The sequence below is a fragment of the Streptomyces sp. NPDC021622 genome, assembly GCF_040640795.1.
Classification (GTDB): Bacteria; Actinomycetota; Actinomycetes; order Streptomycetales; family Streptomycetaceae; genus Streptomyces.
The window spans coordinates 34,720-59,070 of record NZ_JBFACK010000012.1; the positions used below are offsets into that span (position 1 = coordinate 34,720).

Consider the following 24,351-nt stretch of genomic DNA (forward strand, 5'->3'; position numbering starts at 1 on the left):
CCGCGGGCAGGGCGCAACAGCTTGAGTGATGTCCGAACTTCCTACCCGGAATGACCCGGGCAAGGTTCAGAGGGTCTGCGGCCAACCTGTCCTTGGCTGCCGCACTCTCAGCGCTGTGGCGCTCCCCTGTCGGAATATGAAGATGTGTTCCGGCTGTGAAGTTGTGTTTCGGCCAGCCTAACGCTCCGCCGCGGCGAGCTGACCGCACGCCCCGTCGATCTCCTGGCCACGGGTGTCACGAACCGTGACAGGCACCCCATGAGCGGCGATGGCGTCCACGAAGGCCTTCTCGTCCTCCGGCCGCGATGCCGTCCACTTCGAGCCCGGCGTCGGGTTCAGCGGGATCAGGTTCACATGCACGGGCTTGTTCTTGAGCAGCCGCCCGAGCCGGTCACCGCGCCACGCGTGGTCGTTGATGTCCCTGATCAGCGCGTACTCGATGGAAAGCCGGCGCCCGGACTTGGCCGCGTACTCCCAGCCGGCATCCAGCACCTCCCGCACGTTCCACCGCGTATTGACGGGTACGAGGGTGTCGCGCAGCTCGTCGTCGGGCGCGTGCAAGGAGATCGCGAGGCGGCACTTGAAGCCCTCGTCGGCGAACCGGTGGATGGCGGGCACGAGCCCGACGGTCGACACGGTGATGCCGCGCTGCGAGAGCCCGACACCGTCCGGCTCGGGGTCGGTCAGCCTGCGGATCGCCCCGATCACCCGGTTGTAGTTGGCGAGCGGCTCGCCCATCCCCATGAAGACGATGTTGCTCAGCCGCGCGGGCCCCCCAGGGATCTCCCCGTCCCTGAGCGCACGCATCCCGTCCACGATCTGGTGCACGATCTCGGCGGTCGACAGATTCCGGTCGAGACCGGCCTGCCCCGTCGCACAGAACGGGCAGTTCATCCCGCACCCGGCCTGCGACGAGATGCACATCGTCACCCGGTCCGGATAGCGCATGAGCACGGACTCGACGAGCGTCCCGTCGAAGAGCCGCCACAGCGTCTTACGGGTGGTGTCGTCGTCACAGCTGATGTGCCGCACCACGGACATCAGCTCGGGAAGCAGCGCCTCCTGGAGCTTGCCGCGGGACCCGGCGGGAATGTCGGTCCACTGCTCCGGATCGTGCGCGTACCGCGCGAAGTAGTGCTGCGAGAGCTGCTTGGCGCGAAACGGTTTCTCGCCGGCGGCGGCGACGGCTTCCTTGCGCTCGGCGGGCGTGAGGTCGGCGAGATGCCGCGGCGGCTTCTTGGCTCCGCGGGGCGCGACGAAGGTGAGTTCTCCGGGTACAGGCATGGTGAATCCAGTGTCTCAGACGGTCGGAGTGTGACCAGCTCAGCGCTCACTGGTGCCGGTCGTCATTGGTCGCCATTGGCCGTTGTGGGCCACCCTCCGACGGCCCATAGACGGCCCGGCACTCCCGCAGCTGACCTGCGAAAAGAGACCCAGACATTCCGTCCGGGTCCTGCCCCCTTGGGCCCATCAAGCTCGTACTGGCGACGGCGGGCATCAAGAGCGTCTACCCGCCGCCTGACCGGCTCTGTAACGTGAAATACGCCCCTACCAGCAGCAGGAGGCAGCACCCTATGCGTGGTCTTGGAGATCACCTCAGCATCGGCGAGCGCATCGCGTTCTACCGGAAGCGTCGCGGCTACACGCAAGAGGTGCTGGCCGGACTGGTCGGCCGTAGTACTGACTGGCTCGCGAAGGCAGAGACGGGCCGCAGGAAGCCGCCGCGGATCGACATGCTCGCGGAGCTGGCTCGGATCCTGCGCGTGCCGCTTGGCGACCTGCTCGGTCAGACCCTTCTAGTGGAGGATGAGAAGCACCAGGACGACGTACCGGCTGTACGTGACGCGCTCATGAGCCCCCGGCGGCTCTCACGCCTGCTCTTCGGGCCAGAGGCCGACGTGCAGCTCCCCACTCCCGCGCCGGTCGCCGTGCGTGTGGAGCACGCTTGGAACGACTATCAGGGCGGGCGGCTCGGCAGCGTGATCGCTGCACTGCCGGCACTCCTCCAGACGGCGCAGGAGCTAGAGGACCGTGCGGGACGCCGGGGAGAGGACCGCCGCGACTGCTGGGCTGTCTCTGCCCGCACTCACCACCTCGCGGCCACGACGCTCGCGAAGGTCGGAGAGTCCGACGTCTCATGGTTGGCCGCAGAGCGTGCGATGCGGGCGGCGGACGAGTCCGACGATCCCCTAGTTCTCGCCTCAGCCGCACGGTCCGGCACGCACGCGCTGCTCGCCAACGGCCGCTACGAGGCTGCGATGGAGCTGGGCAACACCACGGCGACGTGGCTGGCCTCCCAGGTCGCGGAGAGCGACCCGTCTGCACTGAGCTTGCTCGGCATGATCCACCTTCGGGCCGCAGTCGCGGCGGCTCGGCACCAGGACCGCCCGACGGCGACCCGCCTGTTGGACCGTGCCGAGGGGCTCGCCGACGACCTCGGTTCAGACGAGAACTACTGGCAAACCGGGTTCGGGCCGACGAACGTGATCCTGCACCGCCTGTCCATCGAGCTTGACCTGGACAACGTGTCGTACGTGGTGGAGAACGGCCGGATCGATGTGGACCACATGCCGCTGGAACGCAGCGTCTCGCACCGCATCGACTACAGCCGCGCCCTCTCGCTCGCCGGGCACGGTGATGAGGCGTTCACCGAGCTGCGTACCGCCGAACGCACGGCGCCGCAGCTCGTGCGCAACAATCCCAGGGTGCGCGAGACGCTGCGGGACCTGATCAAGCAGTCACCCGTGAGCGGCAGCTCTCGCTCGTCCGAGGTGTTCGTGATGGCCCAACGGTGCAGGGCGGTGCAGTGAGTTCGAGCAAGCGCGGGGTGCTGGGAGTCGTCGGGTCGGCGGCCGGCGGAGTCGAGTCACTCCGCACGGGCCTTGTCGAGCCCGCGATGGAACGTGGTTGGCAGGCAGCCGTGACACTGACACCGACGGCGGGAAGCTGGCTCCGGATGAGCGGGGAGACCCAGCGGCTGGAGAAGCTGACCGGGCTCCCCGTCCGCGACGAACCCCGCCTTCCTGGCGAGGCCCGGCCGCACCCGGCCGTTGACTGCTACGTCGTGGCCCCGGCGTCGGCCAACATGGTCGCGAAGCTCGCGAGCGGCCTCATGGACAACCAGGCCCTGACGCAGGTGGGCGAAGCCATCGGGACTCTCGACTTGCCGGTAGTCGTCTTCCCCCGCGTGAACGCGGCGCATGCTCGCCACCCAGCGTGGCAGCGCCACATCGAGGCCCTGCGCGACGCCGGTGTACGGCTGGTCTACGGGCCGGACGTATGGCCACTGTACGAACCCCGTGACGCACCGTCAGGGCGGAAGCTTCCATGGGCTGCGGTACTGGATGCCGTGGACGAAGTATCCCGATGACGATTCGTCAACGCCCCTGACCTGCAAGGAAAGAGGACCCGGACAGTCTGTCCGGGTCCTCTGCCGTTCGCGGTCTCATGCTCATTTGCATGCCAGGGATCAACGAGCAAAGGAACGAGCTAGCGGGCCTTACTCCCGCTGAACTCGCGCTGATCAAAGCGAGTTTGGGCGAGGCGCGCGCTACGGCAGAAAGACTGGTGAAGCGCGCCGACGTTCTCACTGCGAAGGTGGCGTCTCGTTACTCACGATCTGCTCAAGCCGGTCCAGGCGCTCTCCGAGGAGTCGGAGAGCGTCATGGATCGAGCTGAGCTCTCCCGCCAGGGCGGTGAAAGCGGGACTGCTACCCGGCTCGGTACCGAGAGGCGCCGATGGGTCACGAACGAACGTCCCGCGCCCCTGCTGGGTGAGAACCAAGCCTTCATCGCGGAGTTGGTTGTACGCGCTCTGCACGGTCATGAGTTGCACACCAAGCTTCTTGGCGAGCGGGCGAGCGGCTGGCAGCCGCTGCCCCGGTGCGTAGTCCTCGTTGTCCGGGTCCGCAATCTTCGCGCGGTACTCAGCAGCGATCTCCTTGGCCGTTGGCTTGGGCGCTTCGGGGCTCAGATCCATGCCCCCGAGGGTAACCGGACCTAGGTCAATCTCAGATCCTTCGGCGAAGCTTCTTGACAGTCAGATTGACCTGGGTCAATCTGAAGACGCCGGAACGGGATTGCTCGGCAGGAAGGCGACTCCGGTCGCGCGCCACGAGCCCCGCGCTGGTTGGGCCTTGAGAACTGAACAGAGTGCCGACCCAGCCGCCTGAACACGGGCGGTCGATGGGTTGAAGGTCAGTCCGCCCCACCTCGGCAAGCAAGAGGGCGGACGTGCACGGGTCCTGTCTCCGTGCACGGAACAGCGCATCTCAACTTCCCTCGCGGCCTGTCGGTCGCGCCGGTTGCCTCCTTCGCCCGTCCGGCCGCTCACGTGGTCGTACGGGCGGGGCTGAGGGGAGCCGGGAGAGACCCGAACTCCTTCCCGAGGGGACTGCCATGGCGAAGCACTCCACGTCCATCCAGCGTTCGACCGCACGCGACGGCACGTGGGTCGTCAAGTGCCGCTGCGGGTTCCGCAAGTACGCGGGACGCAACGAACTCACCGCCGCCAACATCGCCCAGCAACACAAGAAGGCCAACCGATGAAGCCGCCGCCCGGTCAGTGCCGGCAGTGCTGGACGCACGCCTACGACAAGAGCATCCACCGCCGTCTGAAGCCCGGCCAGGACTGCGGGCCGTGCCTGGACCACCTGCACAACGGCTGCCCGCCCGAGGGCAAGGCGCCCAAGAAGCAGTCCAGCTGGTGGTGACCGCGGTCGCCCCGGCGACCGTGCCGCGCGAAGAGACGCGGCTTTCCTCACTTAACGGCGCGCGGCTCCTGGGGTGCCTCCCAGGAGCCGCTGTTCGGGCCGTTCCACCCCTAAGGAGTCACGACCCATGCAAGACATCGTCACTGTTCAAGAAGCTGTTACCGCGTTCGAGCCGTTCATGGAGCCCACGGCCGCTGAGCTGGAGTCCATCGAGCTGGAGATGCCCGTCATCCTGGCGGACGTCGAGCTGCTGGACGCGCAGATCATCACCCTTGACCGCACGCCGAACGAGCTGGACGAGCGGCGCCTTCGCCGGGCCCGCCGCAAGGCCCTCGCCGCCCGCGTGACGCTCGCCAACGCCGCCACGGTTACCGCGGGGGTGGGCGCGTGAGTGCCACTGAGTCGAACCTGCGGGCTGCGCACGCCGAAGTGAAGGCGGAGATCGCACGCACCGACACCAAGACCAGCCTGTTGCTCGCGTTCATCGGCGCGCTGCTCGCCGGATCGTGGACGGTCGCGAAGGACGCGCCCCTTTCGCTGCCCGCCTACATCGCGGGCGGACTCGGCACGGCGCTGCTGCTCGCGGCGGCCGCGCTGCTGCTGAAGTCGGTGCGCCCCAACCTGGGCGGGAGCCACGGCTTCCCGCTGTGGGCCACGCTCACGGCCGAGGAGATCAGCGCCACCCTGGCCACCGACCTCAGCGCCGACATCGCGGGCCTGTCCCGCATCGCGGTGGTCAAGTTCACCAGCCTTCAGCGGGCGATCGACCTGACCCGCGCGGGCGGCGCCCTGCTCATCCTCGCCGCCCTCATCCAGGTCGGGGGTGCACTGGCATGAACCGCAAGGGAAAGATCCTCCTGGTCACTGCGCTGGTCGTCGTGGTCGCCATGGCCTTCCGCGTCTCGTGGAACGCGCTGCGAGACATCGCCAACGCGGTCGGCGCGGACCACACGGCCGCGACGCTCTACCCCTTCGTGGTCGACGGATTGATGGCGCTCGCCCTGGTCGCCACCCTCGTGCTCGCCGGGCGGGACCGGACGTTCGCGCTGCGCGTGCTCGGCACGTACACCCTCGCCTCGCTGGTCCTGAACTACGTGCACGGCCTCGTGCCCGAGCTGCACGGTCGGACGGTCGGCTGGGGTCGGCTCGCGGACTGGGATCCGGCGAACTGGGCGCTGGTGCTGCTGGCCACCTCGTTGCCGGTCGGGTCGATCTACTTCGGATCGGATCTGGTCGCCAAGGTCCTGCACCACCGGCCCGCCCCGATCGACCCTCCGACCGCAAATGCGGAGGAATCTACCGAGACCATCAGCAATCGGTCTACGGCTGACCTGCCGGTATCGACCCCCACGCCGATCACCGTGAACCGGGTGGCGCTGCCGAATCCGGTGCCGGTCGGCTTCCTGAAGTCGGCCCTCCCGCTCAAGCCGCTCCCGGCGATCGAGCCGACCCCGGTCGCCCCGATCGAGCCGCGCGCGGTGGCGGCGGAATCGACCCGCCCGCGCGGGGCCACCGGCCGCGTCCCCGACGCTGCCCGATCACCTCGCCCCAAGCGCACCCCGGAGCAGCTGCTCGATGAGGCGCGCACGGTGACGGCCGACTGGCCTGAGGCGAAGCTGACCGCTGAGGGCATCCGCCTGGCGGTGCACACCTCGCCGAAGAACGCCCGGATGCTGCGGGACACGCTTCGGGCCGAACGCGCTCAGCACGCTGCGGCGGTGGCCTGATGGCCGCCCGCTCGCTGGCCCGGTACTTCGATCCGGACGGCGAGAAGTACGGCATCCCCACCTACCCGCTGCACTGCGCCCCCGACGGCTTGGCGACCCGAAAGCAGCTGCGGGCGCGGGGCCTGCGGCCCGGCGGGCAGGACATCGCCGCTCAGGTGCTGTGGCGCTGGTCGCGCGGTCTGGGGGTGGCCTACCTCTACCGCATCGACCGGGCCAAGCCCGTACGGCCGATGACCCCGGCCCGCTGGCGGGCGCACGAGGCGATGATGCGGCCCCGCCGCACATGCCCGCGCTGCGGCACTGATGCCGGATACGTCATCCGCACCTCCCGCGGCGCCTGCGAGCCCTGCATCCGCCGCGAGGAACAGCCCTCCGCGCTCCCCTTCTACCAGTTCTAGGAGTTGGACATGGGCAAGCCCGACACCCGCCGCCTGGACCGTGAGATCCGGGTGACCACCCGCAAGCTGGAGGCCGCCCGGGAGCGGCAGTTGTGGCCGCTGACCGGCCGCGAGCGCCGCGCCCTCCTTTCTGCCGCCGCGAGCGGCTCGATGAAGGTCGCGCGGCACAAGAGCGGCGACCGCGACGAGGAGCGGGCGGACACGGCCTGGGACGCGGCCGTCACGCGCCTTCAGGCGGAGATCACCGCGCTGCAGAGCGAGCGGCAGCGCGTCGTGAACGAGGCCGCCACCGCCAAGGCCGCCAAGAAGTCCTCCGGCTGGTGGTGACCCGCCCGCAGGCGCACCGTCCCCTCAACTTCCCGCCCCTGTAGGGGTAGTCAGGAGTCCTTTCCGTCATGAGCGAGAACGTCGTTCACCTGCACAAGAACCCCGACCCACCCACCGCCGACACCGCGACCGTGACCACGCTGACCGTGGTCCCGCCCATGCCCACGACTCCGCCCGTCCCGGCGGTACCGCTGTGGGTGCGCTCCGGACGCGCCATCAAGACGGCCGTTACGCACGAACGCACCAAGGAGGCGGGCCGGTTGGCGGTCCGCCACAGCATGTACGTGGTCGGTGGCACGAGGGTCATGGCCCGCCGCACGTGGGACGGCCGCACCGGGGCCCGCTACGAGCGCATGCTTCGCGCCGCCGAAGCGGCCGGCAACTATGAGGTGGCCGAGGAGTGGGAGGAGCGCCTTCAGCGCTTCCGCGATGCCCGCCACCGCCGCCGCATGGACCTGCTGCACTCTCCGGTCGACGCGGCCAAGGGCGTGGCGGTCGGCACCGGGATGGGCATCGGAACCTTGGTCGCGCTCGGCATCGTGATGGCCATCAACAACGGGGACGTCGCCGACGTCGTCACCCCGCTCGCCGCCACGATTGATTTCATCGCTCTGCTCATCCGGATCGTGCAGGTCGTGTGGGGTCCCGCGCTCACGGTCGGCCCGTTCCTCGCGCTGCTCGCCCTGTGGGCCGTCGGCCGCAAGCAACAGGCCGCACCTAACTGGGCGCTCCCGGACAACGTCCGCAACGGCGAAGGCGAGCCAATCACCCCGTCCATCGTGGTCAAGGCCCTGCGCGACCTCGGGGTGCCCGCCTTGAAGAACGCCATCAAGGAGATGGGCGACGCCGGCGCCGCCATGCTGGGTCCGATCCGCATCGCCGGATGCGGTGTGGAAGTCGACGTGACCCTCCCTTCCGGGGTGTCCACGGTGGAGGTGCAGAACAAGCGCCGCAAGCTCGCGGAGAACCTGACCCGGCACGAGCACGAGGTGTTCATCACACTCCCGGAGGCGGCCCGCACGGTCCGGCTGTGGATCGCCGACTCCGGGGCGCTGGATGAGCCGATCGGCCCGTCTCCGCTGGTCACCGACGAGAGTCTGACCGCCGACTACGCCAAGGGGCGCGCCCCGTGGGGGCAGGATCTGCGCGGGGATGCCGCCCTGTTGAGCCTGTTTCAGCGCATGCTGCTGATCACGGGTCTGTCCAACCAGGGCAAGACCGCCGCACTGCGGGCGCTGGTCCTGTGGCTCGCCCTGTGCCGGTCGGTGGAGTTTCGTATCGCCGACCTCAAGGGGGCAGGTGACTGGGCCATGTTCGACGGCCTGGCCACCGTGTTGATTCAGGGGCCGACCGATGAGCACGTGATCGAGGCGACCGAGATGGTCGAGTCCGGTGTGGAGGAGATGAACCGCCGCCTTCAGGCACCGCCCGGCACGGTCTTCCCCCTCCTGCTGCTCGTGGTCGATGAGGCACAGGTCGCGTTCATGTGCCCGCTCATGGATGAGGACAAGCGGCCCTACGGCGGCTCCAAGGCCACCTCGCGGTACTTCATGGCCTGCCGCAAGGTCCACAACCAGGGCCGCGCGGTCAACGTGCTGCTGTGGCAGGGCACCCAGGACCCCACCGACCAGAACCTGCCCAAGCTGGTCCGCGAGGGCGCCCACACCCGCGCCTCGCTCGCCCTGGGCACGGAGTCGCAGGCCCGTATGGCGCTGGGGGACAAGGCCGTTGACGGCGGCGCGGCCCCGCACCTGCTGCGGCAGGGCCTGGACAAGGGCACTCTCGTCATCGCCTCCGACGGCATCGACATTCCCGCCGGACAATCGTCCATCACGGTGCGCACGCACTACATCAGCACCGACGACGCCAAGGTGATCGCCGAACGGGCCAAGCTGCTGCGCGACGGGGTGGCCACCGTGCACAGCATCGACACCGGTGAGCAGCGCGACCCGCTCGCCGACATCTTCTCCGTCCTCGGGGATGCCTCACGGGTACGCACTCAGGACGTCCTCAAGCGGCTCGCCGCGCTCAACGAGGACGCGTACGGCAAGTGGTCCTTCCTCGATCTCAAGCGCGTCCTCGACGGCACCGGGGCCGAGCCCTACAAGTCGGACGGCGTCATGGTCGTGGGCCGCGAGCGCCTCGCCCGTGCCCGCGTCGAACGCCTCGACGACGGTTCCGCTTCCGCCAACGAGTAGAGGGAGGCGCACCCTGCCGGGGTCAGGGAGGCAGGGAGAACTCCCTGACCGCCTCCCCGACCCGCCTCCCTGGCCCTGACCTGCACGAATGATCACTCAGGGAGGCAGGGAGGCGCCGCAGGTCACCTCCTCGAAACCCCCTCCCACGCGCCCCCGGTAGGGGGTGCCTTCGCCTCCCTGAGTACCTCCGAGAAGGGATTCCGCATGTACTCCGACACCACCCTTGAATCGGTCGCCGTGAGCGCCGGACTGAGCGAGGTTCAGGCTGAAACGGAGGCTCGCCGGATCATCGCCGACGCCTACCGGCCCACCGCCTACCGCGATGACACCCCGCTGCCCGCCCACGGCGATGCTCCGGCCGTCGTCCAGCCCGGACGGCCCCCGATGAGCCAGGGCGCCACCGATGCCAGCGTGCTCCTGCTCGCCGGCGGCACCACCACCGTCATGGTCGGCGGCACGGCGGCCGTGCTCATGTACGTGTCGCAGTTCGCCGACCCGATCGTGTGCGGCCTCGTGTTCGGCGCCCCGACCGCCCTCGTGCTCGCCCTGGCCCGGCTCGCCAAGCGCGCCAAGCCCGCCCCGGACATCCACCACCACTACCAGGGCCCCGTCCACCAGGACCGGCGCACCGTCCACAGCCGTACCACCGGTGTGTGGGCCAGGAACACCAACCAGCCGTAGCGCCAAGGGCGGCCCCCGTCTCGCCAAAGTCCGGGGCCGCCCTTGTCCACCTGCCCGCAACAGACCTGTGGAGGAACCCAGCATGACGCAACCGACCGCCAACCGGCGAGAGGGCCTGATGGCCGCCGCCTTAGATGCTGCCGCTCGCGGATGGCACGTCTTCCCGCTCCGGCCCGAGACCAAGCGGCCCGCGCTGCACGGCGAAGCCTCCTGCCCCCGCACTGGAGTCTGCGCGAGCGGTCACCGCAAGTGGGAGCAGCGCGCCACCACCGACGCGGACCGTATCCGCGCCACCTGGTCGCACGGCGCGTTCAACGTCGGCATCGCCACCGGCCCCTCTGGGCTGCTCGTCATCGATCTCGACATGCCCAAGGACAAGGGCACTTCGGACACGCCTTGCGGCGTGACGACCTTCAAGGCGCTCTGCGAGCGCACCGGTCACCCCGTCCCGGCTACCTGCCGGACGCGGACCGCGAGCAGCGGACAACACCTGTACTTCGCTGCTCCGTCCGGCGTGCGGCTGAGCAACACAGCGGGCACCATCGCGCCGTTGGTCGACACCCGCGCATGGGGCGGCTACGTCGTCGGGGCGGGCAGCATCACCGCCGCCGGACGGTACGAAGCCGTGGGCGGCTCTGTGGCGGCCTCACTGCCCGGATGGCTGCTGAGCATCCTCAAGCCCGCCCCCAAGCCTCACCAGACCCCCTCAGTGGCCGTAACGGCACAATCCCGCTGATACGCCGACATTGCGCTCGCCAATGAGACCCGCAACGTCTGTGGGGCTCAACTCGGCGAGCGCGAGGCGAAGTTGTTCACCGCAGCGCGAGCCCTGGGACGGTTCATCGCGTGGGGCGACCTTCCGCGGTCGACCGTCGAGGCTGCTCTTCAGGAGGCGGGGGAACGGGTCGGCCTGTCCGCGTCCGAGTGCCGCTCGACTCTGCGCAGCGCTCTGAACTGGTCCATCGCCCACAACACCGCAAGGCGGGATGCGGCATGAGCACCCACCCCCATCCCCCGCTGAAGAGCGTCCCCGCCCTGGACGCACCGCAGGACGCGCCGCGGCCTGTGGACGCTGCGGCGGTGGGCGAGCCGAAAGACGCCGCCCGTCAGGGCGTCGTCACTGCCCTTCGCCCTGACCAGCAGTCCACCAGCCAGGTACGCCACAACCCGGATGACCCGACGCCGCAACAGCCCGGTATCCGCATCTACGCCCCGCCGGTCTACCGCGACCACTACGACGGTGCCCGCTGGTCCACGCGCCACGGTGACACCCCCGACGCCGCGTTCGCCTGTCCCTGCGGACTCACCGACACCGCCGCCGGGGCCCGACAGGTCGCCCGACTCGTCGCCCTCTGGGACGTGCACCGCGCCACCTGCACCGGCACCCCCGCACCGCACGAGGAAGGAAGGGCCGCCGCATGACCGACCACACCGACGGCGCCGCACTGCTGGACGAGGTGGAAGCCTTCCACCGCCGCTTCAACGTCTTCCCCCACGAAGCCGCCTACGTGGCCGTCGCCCTGTGGGACGCACACGCCCACCTGCTCGACTGCTTCGACTCCACCCCCCGCGTCGCCTTCCTCAGCCCCGAGCCGGGATCCGGCAAATCGCGCGCCCTGGAAGTCGTGGAAACCCTCGTGCCGCAGCCCATGACGGCCGTGAACGCGTCCGCCGCCGCACTGTTCCGCTCCGTGTCGAACCCCAACGGGCGGCCGACGATCCTGTTCGACGAGATCGACACGATTTTTGGCCCCAAGGCTGGGGACAACGAGGAACTGCGCGGCTTCCTCAACGCCGGCCACCGCCGCACCGGAGTGACCTACCGGTGCATCGGCGATGGCGGCAACCAGACCGTGCAAGCCTTCCCGTCGTACTGCGCGGTCGCGGTCGCCGGACTCGGAGCACTGCCGGACACGATCATGACCCGCTCGGTCGTGATCCGGATGCGCCGCCGGGCCCGCAACGAGCTTGTGGAAGCCTTCCGCGCCCGCCTCCACGAGGCCGAGGGGCACAAGCTTCGCGACCGGCTCGCACAGTGGACGGAGCAGGCACGCGACTCGGTCATGGGAGCGTGGCCGCAGATGCCCGACGGCGTCACCGACCGCCCCGCCGACGTGTGGGAACCCCTGCTCGCCATCGCTGACGCCGCCGGCGGCGCCTGGCCCACCAGGGCGCGCGAGGCATGCGTGACGTTGGTGACCGCGTCCAAGGCCAACGACAAAGGCAGCCTGGGCGTACGGCTGCTGACCGATCTCCGCGATCACGTCATGGTCGGCATCGATCGCCTACCCACCATCGCCATCCTCGACAGGCTCAACGCCCTGGACGACGCACCGTGGGCCGACCTCCACGGCAAGCCGCTCGACAACCGGCGCCTGTCAAAGATGCTCGCCGAGTACATGACCGGCGACAACGAGCCCATCGCCTCCCGCAACATCAAGACCGCCGGAAGCGTCCTCAAGGGCTACTACGCCGCCGACCTCTGGGACGCGTGGGCGCGCTACTGCCCCCCTCCCCCGGAAAGTCCGCTACCTCCGCTACCCGGCACCGAAAACCTGGCCTGACCAGCAGTGATGCGGTAGCGGCAACCGGGAGCGGTTGCCGCTACCTATCCGCTACCGCTACCCCTTCCCGCTACCTCCAACAAGCCCCTGACCTGCGCGGTAGCGGCGGTAGCGGAAGTAGCGGACTTCCCGGAAGGGTCCGAGACACCTTGCTGAGGAGGCACACCCCATGAGTACGCCTTCGCGCACATCACCCGATCCACTCGCCACTCTCCGGGCGGGGCTGCCCGACCGCTACCTCACACCCGAAGACGTCGCGAGCCTCTTCTCCGTGCCGCTGGAGACCGTCTACCAGTGGCGCAAGAAGCGCACCGGCCCGCCCGGCTTCCGCGTCGGCAAGTACGTCCGCTACGACCCCACCGCCGTACGCGACTGGACCACGCAACGCATGGCCACCGACACGGCCGCCTGACTGCAACCCCACCAAACACGTCCAACCACTCGCAGGGCGGGGCCACATGGCCCTGCCCTGCACTGCTCTGCGAAAGGACCGCCGCCCCATGGCCGGCCACATCCAAGACCGCTGGTTCAAGACCGAAACCGACGCCACCGGCAAGACCTGCCGCGTCAAGACCAACCGCCACGGCTGCGGGATGCGCTACCGCGCCCGCTACGTCGGCCCCGACGGCACCGAGAAGAGCAAGTCCTTCCGTGACGGACAGAAGCGGCTGGCAGACAAGTGGCTGGCCCAGATCGAGGCCGACATGTCGCGCGGTCAGTACATGGATCCCGCCGCCGCCCGAACGACGTTCAAGCAGTACGCAGAACGCTGGATCGCGGCTCAGTCCACGGACGTGGCGACGCGGACCACGGCAGAGACGCGGCTGAGGCTCCACGCCTTCCCGTACATCGGTTCACGCCCTCTGGCGTCATTCAGGCCGAGCCACATCCGCACTTGGCTCCGTCAGTTGGAAGACGCTGGCCTCGCGTCGTCGTATCGCCGCAGCATCTTCGCGAACATCTCCGCCGTGCTCACCGCGGCTGTGGATGACGGGCTCATCCCTCGCAACCCCTGCCGTGCAAGCTCAGTGACAGCCCCGAAGCCAAGCGGTGAGCGCGTCACCCCGTGGACCGCAGAGCAGACGTTCGCCGTTCGTGAGGCTCTGCCGGCGCGCTACCGAGCCATGGTGGATCTCGGGGCAGGGTGCGGCTTGCGGCAAGGCGAGATCTTCGGTCTGCCCCTGGCCGCAGTGGGGTTCCTTACGGGATGGCTGCACGTCGGACTTCAGATCAAAGTAGTGAAGGGCAAGGCGTACTTCGGCCTGCCGAAGGGCGATAAGGAGCGTGACGTGCCGCTGCCTGAGCAAGTCGGCCAGGCGCTCGCTCTCCACGTGAAGCAGCACCCGCCCGTGGATATCACCCTTCCGTGGATGAGGCCCGACGGCCCGCTCATCACCAAGCGACTCATCTTCTCGGGTCCGCAGGGCAACCACGTCTACCGGAGCAACTTCAACATCAACCCATGGAAACCCGCCCTCGCCGGGGCAGGGCTCATCCAGCAGCCGGAGGACGGCGGCCCCCTGCCCTCCGCGCGCGAGCACGGGATGCACGCACTTCGGCACTTCTACGCTTCAGTGCTCTTGGACGCCGGGGAAAACATCAGGGCGCTGAGCAACTACCTCGGGCACACGGACCCCGGCTTCACGTTGCGTGTCTACACGCACCTCATGCCGAGCAGCGAGTCCCGTACGCGAAAGGCCATCGACGGCCTCTATCAGGCCACCAGCGAGGGCGAAGGCAGTACAGCAACGGCCCAAGCGGCTTAGCCGCGAGCCGCAATCCACTTGGGGGAAAGTGGGTATTGCCCCTCTGCCCCTGTGAGGTAAGCTGGGCGTTACCACGAGACTCAGCCCGCACTCGGCCGTTTCACCCTCGTGGCGCTGACCGACAGGCGCCGAAAGTCGGACCACAAGGAGCCCGCGCTATGGAAACCAGCACACGCGAGGAGTTTGAAGTCGTCGCAGAGACCGAAGTCGACGCCAGGGGCCGCATCTCCCTCGGTCGCGCCGGAGCCAAGCCAGGCAGGCGTTACAGGGTGGAGGCCGACCCGGACGGCGTGCTCTTGCTGACCCCCGTCGTATCCATCCCTGAACGCGAGATGTTGGTCTGGACAGACCACGAAGTGGCAGATCGCGTGCGCCGCGGGGTGGAGCAGGCAAGGGACGGGAAGACCAAAGACCTCGGCGACTTCACCCAGTACCTCGCGGAGGACGAAACCGAGGACTAGCCCGTGTTCACCCTTCGCTTTACCGACGACGCCGAGCAAACGCGTGACCGGCTGATCGCTGGCGGCAACGCCACCTTCTCGAAGTTGAAGAAGGTGAACCGCACGCTCGGACGCCTTCAGACGGACCCCAGGTACCCCGGCCTGCGGTCGCACCTGTACGAGAACTTCCCGAACCTGCCGAACGAGAAGGTATGGGACTCATACGTCGAGAACCAGACCGCATCAGCCTGGCGCATCTACTGGATGTATGGCCCCAACGAGAAGGACGAACAGGGTAACGAGGTCCCCGTGATCACAGTATTGGTGATCGGGCCGCACCTGTAGCTCACGAACGCGAGGCCCGGGACGAACAGACTCGGGCCTCGCACCTTGCCCCAACGCGGGGCCTTGGGCATACGCATACGGCCATCCCATGGCTGCCCACGGCCCAGCGACGGCCCAGCGGAACTCAGCAGGTCAACTGCCAGCATAAAAAGCCCAGGTAGAGCGATTGCTAGCGTCGAAATGCTGCCAGTTCTCCGGGTACAGGCATGGTGAATCCAGTGTCTCAGACGGCGGGGGCCCGGCCAGGTCACGGCCGCTGCTTCGGCCCCACGTCGGCGTGGAGCAGGCTGTGGTCCGAGTACCGGGTGGGATGCACACCGTGTTCGAGCCGGTCGAAGCCCCGCAGGAAGACGTAGTCGAACTTGGTGTGCCAATCGGTGGTCGTCTCGCAGACACCGGTGGCCGAGGGACCGCACTCGGGGTCCGCGTCCGCGGCCAGGCCCCACATCCCGGTGAGCTCGGCGGCAGCCGGCACCGCGTTGAAGTCGCCGAGCACGATCGCGCGGTCGTGCCGGGCGACCTCCGCCGCCAGCACGCCGACCTGTGCGGACCGGACCGCTTCTTGGTGCCGATGGGCCAGGTGCGTGTTGAAGACCCGGACAGGCCGGCCGTCCACGAGGGTGGTGACGGCCATGTACCCGCGGTCCTCGGATCCGCCGTCGGGATATTCCACGCTCGTACGGTCCGTCATCGGCGCCGCCGAGAGGACCGCCTGGCCAAAGGCGCCCGGGCTCCACGGCAGTCCCCCGCAGCGGCCCCAGTTGCGCAGAACCGACCCGTATTCGACGTGGTACACCAGCCCGTACTGGTACTGCAGATGATCCCGGATGCTCTCGACGTCCCGGACACACGCTTCCTGCAGGCCGACGACCTGCGGCGCGTACGTGGCGATCTCCGCCGCCCGGCCGACGTTCTGCCCGCTCGCGTTGCAGGGGTTGCAGATGTTCCACGTCATGACCCGGTTCGGTACGACCTCTTCGGGGGCGCCTGCCGGCAGTGGCCTGGCGATGTGCGCACCGTTCGGTGCACTGGGGCCGAGGAGCGCCACGCAGGTCACGATCATGGCGCCCGCGAGTAACCGCGCCCCGGTTCCGCTCACCATCGCCTCCTCGGAGTGGAGACACACGGCAGCATGTGAGATCTCCTGAAACGAGGCTATGCCAGGACTGCGACCAAACTGCTGTCATGATCCTGCCATTGATCACTACAGTCTCCCCTGACAACATCAACTCCGCTGGAGGTAATCAGCACGTGTTGAATCAAACGGGGAAGGCGCTTCTGATCGGCGCCACCGCAGCGCTCGCCGTCACGACCGCCGCACCGGCCAACGCCCAGACCGGGGCCCAGGCCAAGGCCGCCGCGAGCGTGAGCAAGCACCAAGAGGTGCGCTGCGTGAAGCAGAGCGGCAGGACCTGCGTGTACTCGGTCTCCTTCTTCTACTGGAACAAGAAGGGGGCCACCATGCGTGGCCTGAACTATGTCCAGACGGCCAGGTCTCCGTACAAGGCGGGCAAGGCCCGCTGGCTGTACAAGCAGCCGGGCGGCTCGACCCACGTCGGCAAGAACTGGCGCAAGGCCGACTCGGTCCCGCACGGCAACGCCGCCGAGGTCGACTGGGGCAAGACCGGGACCACCACGGGGCCCAAGCTCCGCAAGGGCACGCAGGTCTGCGTGCAGTGGAAGGACCTCTCGAAGGCGTGCCACAAGCTGAAGTAAGCGGCATACGAAGCTCACGCGAAAAAGGGGCTCGCCGTCCAGTGGACGGCGAGCCCCTCTCGTACACGGACGCGGGTCAGCCGGAACCCACGAAGATGACGAGCAGCAGCCAGACGACCGGGGCCGTCGGCAGCAGCGAGTCGAGGCGGTCCATGATGCCGCCGTGGCCCGGGAGCAGCGTGCCCATGTCCTTGATCCCGAGGTCCCGCTTGATCATCGACTCGCCCAGGTCACCGAGCGTCGCGCTCGCGGCGACCGCGAGGCCGATGAGCAGCCCCTGCCACCAGCTGCCGTCGTCGATCAGGAACTCCATGCACAGCGCGCCGGCCGCCATCGCGAACGTCACCGCGCCGAGCAGGCCCTCGCGGGTCTTGCCGGGGCTGATGCGCGGCGCCAGCTTGTGCTTGCCGAAGCGCCAGCCGATCGCGTACGCCCCGGTGTCGCTGACCACGGTCAGGAGCAGGAACGTGAGCACCCGCTGCGGGCCGTCGTCCGCGGTGAGCATCAGCGCCACGAACGTCGCGAGGAACGGGACGTAGAACGCGGCGAAAACCCCCGCGGTGACGTCCTTCAGATAGCCCTCGGGCGGCTCGGTCATGCGCCAGACGAGCACCGCGAGCGCGGTGAGCGCCATCGCGACCCAGGCGCCCTCGGCCCCGCGGACGTACCCGGCGACGACCATCGCCGCGCCGCCCACCGCGAGCGGCACGAGCGGCGCCTTGATGCCCTTGCGCTCCTCGAGCCGCGAGGTGAGCTCCCAGAGGCCGACCACCACGGCGACCGCTATGACGCCGATGAAGACGGCCTTCACGATGAAGAGCGACGCGACGATCACCGCGCCGAGCCCGACACCGACTCCTATGGCCGCCCCGAGGTCACGGCCCGCGCTCTTCTTCTGCGGCGCCTGAGGCGCACGAGGCGCTTCGGGGGCGGGCTGTGGTGCGTTGGGCATGGGCTCCTGGGGTACATCAGGCACGTCGGGCACGATGGGCATGGGCTGCGTCTCTGCTGGATACAGGGCGTCATGCGCATCGTACGCGGGACCTGCCGGGGCAGCCCCTTGAGCAGGGCCCTGGTCGGGCGGCCCCCAGTACCCGGCTCTGGGAGGCGCCCCCCAGGAAGAGTCGTTCACGGATCGGATTCCTCAGTCCTTGGACCCGAGCACTCAGACCTCGAGCAGCTCGGCTTCCTTGTGCTTGAGCAGCTCGTCCACCTGGGCGACGTACTTCGTGGTGGTGTCGTCGAGCTCCTTCTCCGCGCGACGGCCCTCGTCCTCGCCGATGTCGCCGTCCTTGATCGCCTTGTCGATCGCTTCCTTGGCCTTGCGGCGGACGGAGCGGATCGAGATCTTGGAGTCCTCGGCCTTGGTCTTGGCGACCTTGATGTACTCCTTGCGGCGGTCCTGCGTCAGCTCCGGGAAGGTCACCCGGATGATGTTGCCGTCGTTGCTCGGGTTGACGCCGAGGTCGGAGTCGCGGATCGCCTGCTCGATGTTGCGCAGCGCGCTCTTGTCGAACGGGGTCACCACGGCCATCCGCGGCTCGGGCACCGAGAACGAGGCCAGCTGATTGATCGGCGTCAGGGCGCCGTAGTAGTCGGCCACGATCTTGTTGAACATCGCCGGGTGCGCACGGCCTGTGCGAATCGCGGCGAAGTCCTCCTTGGCGACCACGACGGCCTTCTCCATCTTCTCCTCGGCCTCGAGGAGGGTCTCTTCGATCACCACTTGCTCCTGCGTTTGTGAGTGGGCTGGGGGCGCCCCCACACGGTGAAGTAGGGGGAGTCCATGGGGCGTCGGCTGCGTCGCGTCTCTTTCCCTGCACCGTGTCCGACAGGCAGGGCTTTGTCCATCCCTCGGGGGACGTGCCTGGGTCAGACCCGGGTGCCGTGGTCACCCACGAGCGTGCCGATCTTCTCACCCTTGACGGCGCGCGCGATATTGCCTGCGGAGAGCAACTCGAAGACGAGGATGGGCAGCTTGTTGTCCCGGCACAGCGTGATCGCGGTCATGTCGGCGACCTTCAGGTCGCGGGTGATGACCTCGCCGTAGCCGAGCGCGTCGTACTTCACCGCGTCCGGGTTGGTCTTCGGGTCGGAGTCGTAGACCCCGTCGACGCCGTTCTTGCCCATGAGCAGGGCCTCGGCGTCGATCTCCAGGGCGCGCTGCGCGGCCGTGGTGTCGGTGGAGAAATACGGCATGCCCATACCGGCGCCGAAGATGACGACACGGCCCTTCTCCAGGTGCCGGACGGCGCGCAGCGGGATGTACGGCTCCGCGACCTGCCCCATCGTGATGGCGGTCTGCACGCGGCAGTCGATGCCTTCCTTCTCCAGGAAGTCCTGCAGGGCAAGGCAGTTCATGACCGTGCCGAGCATGCCCATGTAGTCGGAACGGGCCCGGTCCATGCCGCGCTGCTGCAGCTCGGCGCCGCGGAAGAAGTTGCCGCCGCCGATGACGGCCGCGATCTGGGCTCCGTCACGTACGACGGCCGCGATCTCCTTGGCGATCGCGTGCACCACATCGGGGTCGACGCCAAGGCCGCCCCCGCCGGCGAATGCCTCGCCGGAGAGCTTCAGCAGGAAACGACCGGCTACTTTGCCGTCGTCGCTCTTTGTGTCGGCCTTGGTGGTCATGGAGTTCTCGCTTCTTTTTGCTCGGCGCACATACGAAGAAGGCCACTGCCGGTGGGGTGTTGTTCGCAACCCATGCTCGGCAATGGCCTCCTCGTCAGATCTGCGGTCGTACGTCGCGTACTGCGTGGGGTACGCGGGCGACCGCTGTCGACCCTAGCGGGGTCTACCGTCGATCGCGGTACGGACTCAGATGCCGACCTTGATGCGCGAGAAGCGCTTCAGGGTGACACCGGCCTCGTCCAGAACCTTCTGGACGGACTTCTTGTTGTCGAGCGCGTACGGCTGACCGAGGAGGGTGGCCTCCTTGAAGAAGCCGTTGACGCGACCCTCGACGATCTTGGGCAGCGCGGCCTCGGGCTTGCCCTCGGCGCGGGTGGTCTCCTCGGCGACGCGGCGCTCGGACTCGACGACCTCGGCCGGGACGTCCTCGCGGGAGAGGTACTTCGGCGCGAAGGCGGCGATGTGCTGGGCGATGCCCTTGGCCAGGTCGGCGTCGGCCTTGTCCAGCTCGACCAGAACACCGATCTGCGGGGGCAGGTCGGGCATGGTGCGGTGCATGTACGCGGTGACGAAGGCGCCCGAGAACTGCGCGAAGCGGTCCAGGACGATCTTCTCGCCGAGGTTGGCGTTGGCCTCGTCGACGTACGCCTGGACGGTCTTGCCGGCCTCGATCTCGGAGGCGAGGAGCGCCTCGATGTCGGCCGGGGACGTCTTGGCGATGTGCGCGGCCAGCGAGTTCGCGACGGCCTGGAACTTCTCGCCCTTGGCGACGAAGTCCGTCTCGCACTTCAGCTCGACGATGACGCCGGAGGTGTTGTCGTCGGCGATGAGGGAGACCACGGCGCCGTTCTCGGCGGAGCGGCCCTCGCGCTTGGCGACGCCCTTCTGGCCCTTGATGCGCAGGGCCTCGACGGCCTTGTCGACGCTGCCGTCGGCCTCGTCGAGCGCCTTCTTGCAGTCCATCATGCCGGCGCCCGTGAGCTCACGGAGCTTCTTGACGTCAGCGGCGGTGTAGTTCGCCATGATCCTGAAATTCTCTTTCGGAGGTCTGAAAGATCTACGGGTGAACGGCGGGGGCCTGTGGGCCCCCGCCGTCAACTACCGAACCTGTGAAGGTCAGGCCTGCTCGGCTTCCGCGGCGGCGGCGGGGGCGTCGGCCTGCTCGGCGTCGGCGGCCTTCTCCGTCTCGGCGGACTTCTGAACCTCGGCCTCGGCCTCGGCGGCCTTCGGCTCGTCGGCCTTGGGCTCGTCAGCCTTCTTCTCGCCCTCGAGCAGGTCGCGCTCCCACTCGGCGAGGGGCTCGCCGGCGGCCTTCTCGCCCGGCTTCTGGTCGCCCGTGGCGACGCCGGAACGGGCGATGAGGCCCTCGGCGACGGCGTCGGCGATCACGCGGGTGAGCAGGGTGACGGAGCGGATCGCGTCGTCGTTGCCCGGGATCTTGTAGTCGACCTCGTCGGGGTCACAGTTCGTGTCGAGGATCGCGACGACCGGGATGTTGAGCTTCCGGGCCTCGCCGACAGCGATGTGCTCCTTCTTGGTGTCCACGATCCAGACGGCGCTGGGCACCTTGGACATCTCGCGGATACCACCGAGGGTCTTCTCGAGCTTGGCCTTCTCGCGGGAGAGGACGAGCAGCTCCTTCTTGGTGAGGCCGGAGGCGGCCACATCCTCGAAGTCGATCTGCTCGAGCTCCTTCAGGCGCTGCAGGCGCTTGTAGACGGTCGAGAAGTTGGTGAGCATGCCGCCCAGCCAGCGCTGGTTGACGTAGGGCATGCCGACGCGGGTGGCCTGCTCGGCGATGGCCTCCTGCGCCTGCTTCTTCGTGCCGACGAACATGACCGTGCCGCCGTGGGCGACGGTCTCCTTGACGAACTCGTAGGCGCGGTCGATGTACGACAGCGACTGGAGCAGGTCGATGATGTAGATGCCGTTGCGCTCCGTGAAGATGAAGCGCTTCATCTTCGGGTTCCAACGACGGGTCTGGTGACCGAAGTGGACGCCGCTTTCCAGCAGCTCCCGCATCGTGACGACGGCCATGGCCGTACTCCTTGGTGTTCTCGGTTGTGCCGCGTCCGCCGGACGGCGGTCGCGCCTGACGCCCGCGATGCGCCGTGCCGCAAAGGACCGAGAGGCGCTGGCACCTGGCTTTTCATGGCCTGGTGTCGGGGCGTGCGAAGTCGACCCGGTGACCCGGATCGCCACAAGAAGTGTACGGGACCCGCGAGGTAGCGGGTGACGCCGCTGTCCACAACCGGCTGGTAGTCCACAGATCCGGTCCAAGATCCCCGCGGAGGGGCCCGGCGCGGGACGGTTCTCGCATGTCTCACATGCGACGAGAGATGCGCCTGGTGGCGCTGTTGGCGGTACTGATCATGACGGCGGCGCTCCCGGCCGCCGCCGGTGAGCCGGGCGGCAGCTGGCCCGTGGGAGTGCGCCCCTTGGTGGTACGCGGCTGGGAGCCCCCGGCGACTGCGTACGGCCGGGGCCACCGGGGCGTGGACCTCGCCGCACCGCCGGGGGCGGTGGTCCGCGCGGCAGCTCCGGGAACGGTGTCCTTCGCCGGGCGGGTGGCAGGCCGGGGCGTGATCTCGGTGGACCTGAAAGCCACGGGCGATCCCCCACTGCGTACGACCTATGAACCCGTACGGGCCAAGGTCAAAAAGGGCGACGCCATCACCACGGGCTCCTCTCTGGGCACCCTGGAACTCCCGACGAACCACTGCCCCCAGAGCTGCCTCCACTGGGGCTTACGCAGAGGCAAGACCTACCTGAACCCACTGGACCTACTGCCACCGCGGCTACTGGGAAGAGCTCCGTCACGGCTCCTGCCGGTGACCGGGGCACCTCTCTTGCGCCTGCTGTCCCCGCCCTGGACAGGGACGCTCCATGACGGCATCCCACCCAGGCCGCCCGCATTGTGGGTAAGCACCCCACCGGGCAGCACCCCACCCAGACCGTCCCCGTTGCGGGCAGCCGCTCCACCGGGCGCCATCCCACCCAGGCCGCCCCCGCTGTGGACAGCCGCACCACCAGACGGCACCCCACCCAGACCGTCCCCGTTGTGGGCAGGCGTTCCGCACGGCGGAACGGGTGGGCACAACGCAACGCTGCCGGGTGCCGAATGACGGCGCGGTGCCCAGCGGCACGCTGCCGGGTGCCGAGAAACCAGGGCTCAGCCCCGCACGCCCCGCAGGGCCATGGCGACCGCAGCCTCGGTGATGGCCGAGGGATCCTCCGCGGCCCCCAGCTCAATCCGCCGGACAGCCGCGTCCACCACACCCTGGAGCAGCATCGCCGCAAGCCGAGGCTCCGCATGCCCCAGCGAGGCCAACGCCTCGCCGATCATGGTGACAAGTCCGCCGTGCGCAGCACGGATCTTCTCCCGCGCCCCCGCGTCCAGCTCAGCGGCGGAGATCGCCACAACGGCCCGGTGCCGACGGTCCCCGACCAGATCCAGCTGCCGCCGCACATACGCCTCGACCTTGCCCTCGGCCGACTCCGCCCGCTCCATCGCCGCCGAAACCTCCGCCGCCCAGACGGGAAAGTCGACCTCGCAGAGCTCTTCGACGACCGCGGCCCGCGACCGGAAGTACTCGTACACGGAGGACCGGGCGAGCCCGGTGCGCTCGGCGAGGGCGGGGAAGGTCAACGCCTCCGTACCGCCTTCGGACAGCAGGGACCGCGCAGCGTCCAGCAGGGCGCCGCGCTGCATCGACCGGTGCTCGGCCACAGAGGCCGCTCGAATCCTTGGCACACGTCCACTCTACGGACGCGATCGCCGACACGGGAGTCGATACGCTCCGGAGCGCCCGCTCCCCACCCCGCCCGGCGCAGCCGACGGCAGGACCGATTCAGCGGGCTCAGCGGCCAAAACTCGCCAGCTTCGCCCGCAGCTGCAGCACTGACTTCGTATGGATCTGGCTCACCCGGCTCTCCGTCACGCCGAGCACATTGCCGATCTCGGCGAGCGTGAGCCCTTCGTAGTAGTAGAGCGTGACGACGGTCTTCTCGCGCTCCGGCAGCGTGTTGATCGCCCGCGCGAGAAGGCGCCGCAGCTCTCGGTCCTCCGCGACCTCGACGGGGTTGTCGGCCGCGGTGTCCTCGAGCGTGTCCATCAGGCTCAGCCGGTTGCCGCCCTCGCCGCCCACATGCAGCAGCTCTTCCAGAGCCACCACGTTCGCCAACGACAACTGGCTGAAAACCGCGTGCAGTTCTTCCAGCGCGATCCCCATCTCGTGGGCGACTTCGCCCTCCGACGGCGTACGCCGCAACTGCGCCTCGAGCGTGGCATAGGCCCGCTCGACGTTGCGCGCCTTCTGCCGCACGGACCGGGGAATCCAGTCGAGCGCCCGGAGTTCGTCGATCATCGCGCCACGGATCCGCGTGATCGCGTACGTCTCGAACTTGATGGACCGCTCGATGTCGAACTTCTCGATCGCGTCGATGAGCCCGAACACCCCGGACGAGACGAAGTCCGCCTGCTCGACATTGGGCGGAAGCCCCACACTCACCCGGCCCGCGACGTACTTCACCAGGGGTGAGTAGTGCAGGATCAGTTGCTCGCGCAGCCGGCCGTCCCCCGTCTCCTTGTACGACCGCCACAGCTCGTCCAGCGACGAGGGTGCGGGAGGCCGCTCCCGCTCGCCGCTACGGGCGGCGGGGGGAACTGCCGCCCGGTCGGACCCTGAGGTGTGCTGGGGCATTCGTCGCCTTGAGCCGTTCTGCCGTGTACTGGTGGAGTCACTCGGACCCGTGAGGTGAACTTGCGTGAAATGAATGAGGTTGTCCGCCTGATTGCCTGTCCGCGCCGGAATCCTTGTGAGCGTAGCGTGACTGGAGCGTC

General features: G+C 68.6%; 28 protein-coding genes, 2 pseudogenes and 1 riboswitch. Of the genes and pseudogenes, 20 read left to right on the plus strand and 10 right to left on the minus strand.

What is annotated here, in order from left to right; all coding sequences use genetic code 11:
• Positions 1–20: 20 nt before the first annotated feature.
• A riboswitch (TPP riboswitch) is annotated at positions 21–138 on the minus strand.
• Between the two features lie 39 nt (positions 139–177).
• Positions 178–1,284 carry a 23S rRNA (adenine(2503)-C(2))-methyltransferase RlmN gene (gene rlmN, locus AB0G47_RS23715; RefSeq protein ID WP_360773309.1) on the minus strand — a complete coding sequence of 369 codons (1,107 nt, stop codon included), beginning with the start codon at positions 1,282–1,284 and terminating at the stop codon, positions 178–180.
• A gap of 290 nt (positions 1,285–1,574) precedes the next feature.
• Between rlmN and AB0G47_RS23720 the strand changes: the two genes are divergently transcribed.
• Together AB0G47_RS23720 and AB0G47_RS23725 are read left to right on the plus strand one after the other, a co-directional pair.
• Positions 1,575–2,810, plus strand: coding sequence for a helix-turn-helix domain-containing protein (locus AB0G47_RS23720; RefSeq protein WP_360773311.1), 1,236 nt, complete (start codon positions 1,575–1,577; stop codon positions 2,808–2,810).
• 17 nt (positions 2,811–2,827) lie between these two features.
• Positions 2,828–3,370 carry a flavoprotein gene (locus tag AB0G47_RS23725; RefSeq protein WP_360773858.1) on the plus strand — a complete coding sequence of 181 codons (543 nt, stop codon included), beginning with the start codon at positions 2,828–2,830 and terminating at the stop codon, positions 3,368–3,370.
• Between the two features lie 216 nt (positions 3,371–3,586).
• On the opposite strand, the gene AB0G47_RS23730 is transcribed toward AB0G47_RS23725, so the two are convergent.
• On the minus strand, positions 3,587–3,979 hold the full coding sequence (locus tag AB0G47_RS23730) for a winged helix-turn-helix domain-containing protein (protein WP_360773314.1): 393 nt from the start codon (positions 3,977–3,979) through the stop codon (positions 3,587–3,589).
• Between the two features lie 419 nt (positions 3,980–4,398).
• Here AB0G47_RS23730 and AB0G47_RS23735 point away from each other — a divergent pair, with 419 nt between their 5' ends.
• The 16 genes and pseudogenes from AB0G47_RS23735 (at position 4,399) to AB0G47_RS23810 (ending at position 15,158) form a co-directional block, all read left to right on the plus strand.
• Positions 4,399–4,548 carry a hypothetical protein gene (locus tag AB0G47_RS23735; RefSeq protein WP_360773317.1) on the plus strand — a complete coding sequence of 50 codons (150 nt, stop codon included), beginning with the start codon at positions 4,399–4,401 and terminating at the stop codon, positions 4,546–4,548.
• Complete coding sequence (locus AB0G47_RS23740; protein ID WP_360773320.1) at positions 4,545–4,712, plus strand: pRL2-8; 168 nt, start codon at positions 4,545–4,547, stop codon at positions 4,710–4,712. Before AB0G47_RS23735 ends, AB0G47_RS23740 begins: the two co-directional genes overlap by 4 nt.
• 127 nt (positions 4,713–4,839) lie before the next feature.
• Positions 4,840–5,103 (plus strand): DUF6284 family protein, encoded by a 264-nt coding sequence (locus tag AB0G47_RS23745; RefSeq protein WP_360773321.1) that lies wholly within the window; start codon positions 4,840–4,842, stop codon positions 5,101–5,103.
• Positions 5,100–5,549 carry a Pycsar system effector family protein gene (locus AB0G47_RS23750; RefSeq protein WP_360773324.1) on the plus strand — a complete coding sequence of 150 codons (450 nt, stop codon included), beginning with the start codon at positions 5,100–5,102 and terminating at the stop codon, positions 5,547–5,549. Before AB0G47_RS23745 ends, AB0G47_RS23750 begins: the two co-directional genes overlap by 4 nt.
• Complete coding sequence (locus AB0G47_RS23755; RefSeq protein WP_360773326.1) at positions 5,546–6,439, plus strand: DUF2637 domain-containing protein; 894 nt, start codon at positions 5,546–5,548, stop codon at positions 6,437–6,439. Before AB0G47_RS23750 ends, AB0G47_RS23755 begins: the two co-directional genes overlap by 4 nt.
• The gene (locus AB0G47_RS23760; protein ID WP_360773329.1) at positions 6,439–6,837 is read left to right on the plus strand and encodes an RRQRL motif-containing zinc-binding protein; all 399 of its coding nucleotides are present in this window, start codon (positions 6,439–6,441) and stop codon (positions 6,835–6,837) included. Before AB0G47_RS23755 ends, AB0G47_RS23760 begins: the two co-directional genes overlap by 1 nt.
• A 9-nt stretch (positions 6,838–6,846) precedes the next feature.
• Positions 6,847–7,164, plus strand: a complete 318-nt coding sequence (locus AB0G47_RS23765) for a hypothetical protein (protein ID WP_360773333.1) — start codon at positions 6,847–6,849, stop codon at positions 7,162–7,164.
• A 68-nt stretch (positions 7,165–7,232) separates the two neighbouring features.
• Positions 7,233–9,362: an ATP-binding protein gene (locus AB0G47_RS23770; RefSeq protein WP_360773336.1), complete on the plus strand. Its 2,130-nt coding sequence runs from the start codon at positions 7,233–7,235 to the stop codon at positions 9,360–9,362.
• A 204-nt stretch (positions 9,363–9,566) separates the two neighbouring features.
• Positions 9,567–10,043, plus strand: coding sequence for a hypothetical protein (locus AB0G47_RS23775; protein ID WP_360773338.1), 477 nt, complete (start codon positions 9,567–9,569; stop codon positions 10,041–10,043).
• A gap of 118 nt (positions 10,044–10,161) precedes the next feature.
• Positions 10,162–11,040 (plus strand): annotated as a pseudogene (locus tag AB0G47_RS23780) (bifunctional DNA primase/polymerase).
• Positions 11,037–11,465 (plus strand): hypothetical protein, encoded by a 429-nt coding sequence (locus tag AB0G47_RS23785; protein ID WP_360773340.1) that lies wholly within the window; start codon positions 11,037–11,039, stop codon positions 11,463–11,465. Before AB0G47_RS23780 ends, AB0G47_RS23785 begins: the two are co-directional and overlap by 4 nt.
• On the plus strand, positions 11,462–12,607 hold the full coding sequence (locus AB0G47_RS23790; RefSeq protein WP_360773343.1) for a DUF3631 domain-containing protein: 1,146 nt from the start codon (positions 11,462–11,464) through the stop codon (positions 12,605–12,607). The genes AB0G47_RS23785 and AB0G47_RS23790 overlap by 4 nt, the downstream gene beginning before the upstream one ends.
• Before the next feature lie 169 nt (positions 12,608–12,776).
• On the plus strand, positions 12,777–13,019 hold the full coding sequence (locus tag AB0G47_RS23795) for a helix-turn-helix domain-containing protein (RefSeq protein ID WP_360773345.1): 243 nt from the start codon (positions 12,777–12,779) through the stop codon (positions 13,017–13,019).
• 88 nt (positions 13,020–13,107) lie between these two features.
• A complete protein-coding gene (locus AB0G47_RS23800; RefSeq protein ID WP_360773348.1) occupies positions 13,108–14,373 on the plus strand; it encodes a site-specific integrase in 1,266 nt (421 codons plus the stop codon).
• 158 nt (positions 14,374–14,531) lie between these two features.
• Positions 14,532–14,834 (plus strand): hypothetical protein, encoded by a 303-nt coding sequence (locus AB0G47_RS23805; RefSeq protein ID WP_360773350.1) that lies wholly within the window; start codon positions 14,532–14,534, stop codon positions 14,832–14,834.
• A 3-nt stretch (positions 14,835–14,837) separates the two neighbouring features.
• Positions 14,838–15,158 carry a hypothetical protein gene (locus AB0G47_RS23810; RefSeq protein WP_360773352.1) on the plus strand — a complete coding sequence of 107 codons (321 nt, stop codon included), beginning with the start codon at positions 14,838–14,840 and terminating at the stop codon, positions 15,156–15,158.
• 247 nt (positions 15,159–15,405) lie between these two features.
• Here AB0G47_RS23810 and AB0G47_RS23815 read toward each other — a convergent pair whose 3' ends face one another.
• Entirely contained in the window at positions 15,406–16,260 is an 855-nt protein-coding gene (locus tag AB0G47_RS23815) for an endonuclease/exonuclease/phosphatase family protein (protein ID WP_360773354.1), read from the minus strand.
• A 149-nt stretch (positions 16,261–16,409) separates the two neighbouring features.
• On the opposite strand from AB0G47_RS23815, the gene AB0G47_RS23820 reads away from it, so the two are divergent.
• Positions 16,410–16,874, plus strand: coding sequence for a hypothetical protein (locus AB0G47_RS23820; protein WP_360773356.1), 465 nt, complete (start codon positions 16,410–16,412; stop codon positions 16,872–16,874).
• Positions 16,875–16,950: 76 nt separating this feature from the next.
• Here AB0G47_RS23820 and AB0G47_RS23825 read toward each other — a convergent pair whose 3' ends face one another.
• The 5 genes from AB0G47_RS23825 to rpsB all read right to left on the minus strand — a co-directional run bounded on the left by AB0G47_RS23825 (position 16,951) and on the right by rpsB (position 21,545).
• Positions 16,951–18,006, minus strand: a complete 1,056-nt coding sequence (locus AB0G47_RS23825) for a phosphatidate cytidylyltransferase (RefSeq protein ID WP_360773359.1) — start codon at positions 18,004–18,006, stop codon at positions 16,951–16,953.
• 33 nt (positions 18,007–18,039) lie between these two features.
• A complete protein-coding gene (gene frr, locus AB0G47_RS23830) occupies positions 18,040–18,597 on the minus strand; it encodes a ribosome recycling factor (protein WP_360773361.1) in 558 nt (185 codons plus the stop codon).
• A 149-nt stretch (positions 18,598–18,746) separates the two neighbouring features.
• Positions 18,747–19,508, minus strand: coding sequence for a UMP kinase (gene pyrH / locus AB0G47_RS23835; protein ID WP_266871130.1), 762 nt, complete (start codon positions 19,506–19,508; stop codon positions 18,747–18,749).
• 186 nt (positions 19,509–19,694) lie between these two features.
• Positions 19,695–20,531, minus strand: coding sequence for a translation elongation factor Ts (gene tsf / locus AB0G47_RS23840; protein WP_266871129.1), 837 nt, complete (start codon positions 20,529–20,531; stop codon positions 19,695–19,697).
• A gap of 93 nt (positions 20,532–20,624) precedes the next feature.
• Positions 20,625–21,545 (minus strand): 30S ribosomal protein S2, encoded by a 921-nt coding sequence (gene rpsB, locus AB0G47_RS23845; RefSeq protein ID WP_360773365.1) that lies wholly within the window; start codon positions 21,543–21,545, stop codon positions 20,625–20,627.
• Between the two features lie 335 nt (positions 21,546–21,880).
• Here rpsB and AB0G47_RS23850 point away from each other — a divergent pair.
• A pseudogene (locus tag AB0G47_RS23850) lies at positions 21,881–22,357 on the plus strand (M23 family metallopeptidase); the annotation flags it as partial.
• A 323-nt stretch (positions 22,358–22,680) separates the two neighbouring features.
• Here AB0G47_RS23850 and AB0G47_RS23855 read toward each other — a convergent pair.
• Both AB0G47_RS23855 and whiG read right to left on the minus strand, forming a co-directional pair.
• Positions 22,681–23,238, minus strand: coding sequence for a TetR/AcrR family transcriptional regulator (locus AB0G47_RS23855; RefSeq protein ID WP_266873145.1), 558 nt, complete (start codon positions 23,236–23,238; stop codon positions 22,681–22,683).
• 130 nt (positions 23,239–23,368) lie between these two features.
• Positions 23,369–24,211, minus strand: coding sequence for an RNA polymerase sigma factor WhiG (gene whiG / locus AB0G47_RS23860; RefSeq protein ID WP_135336563.1), 843 nt, complete (start codon positions 24,209–24,211; stop codon positions 23,369–23,371).
• Between the last annotated feature and the right edge of the window lie 140 nt (positions 24,212–24,351).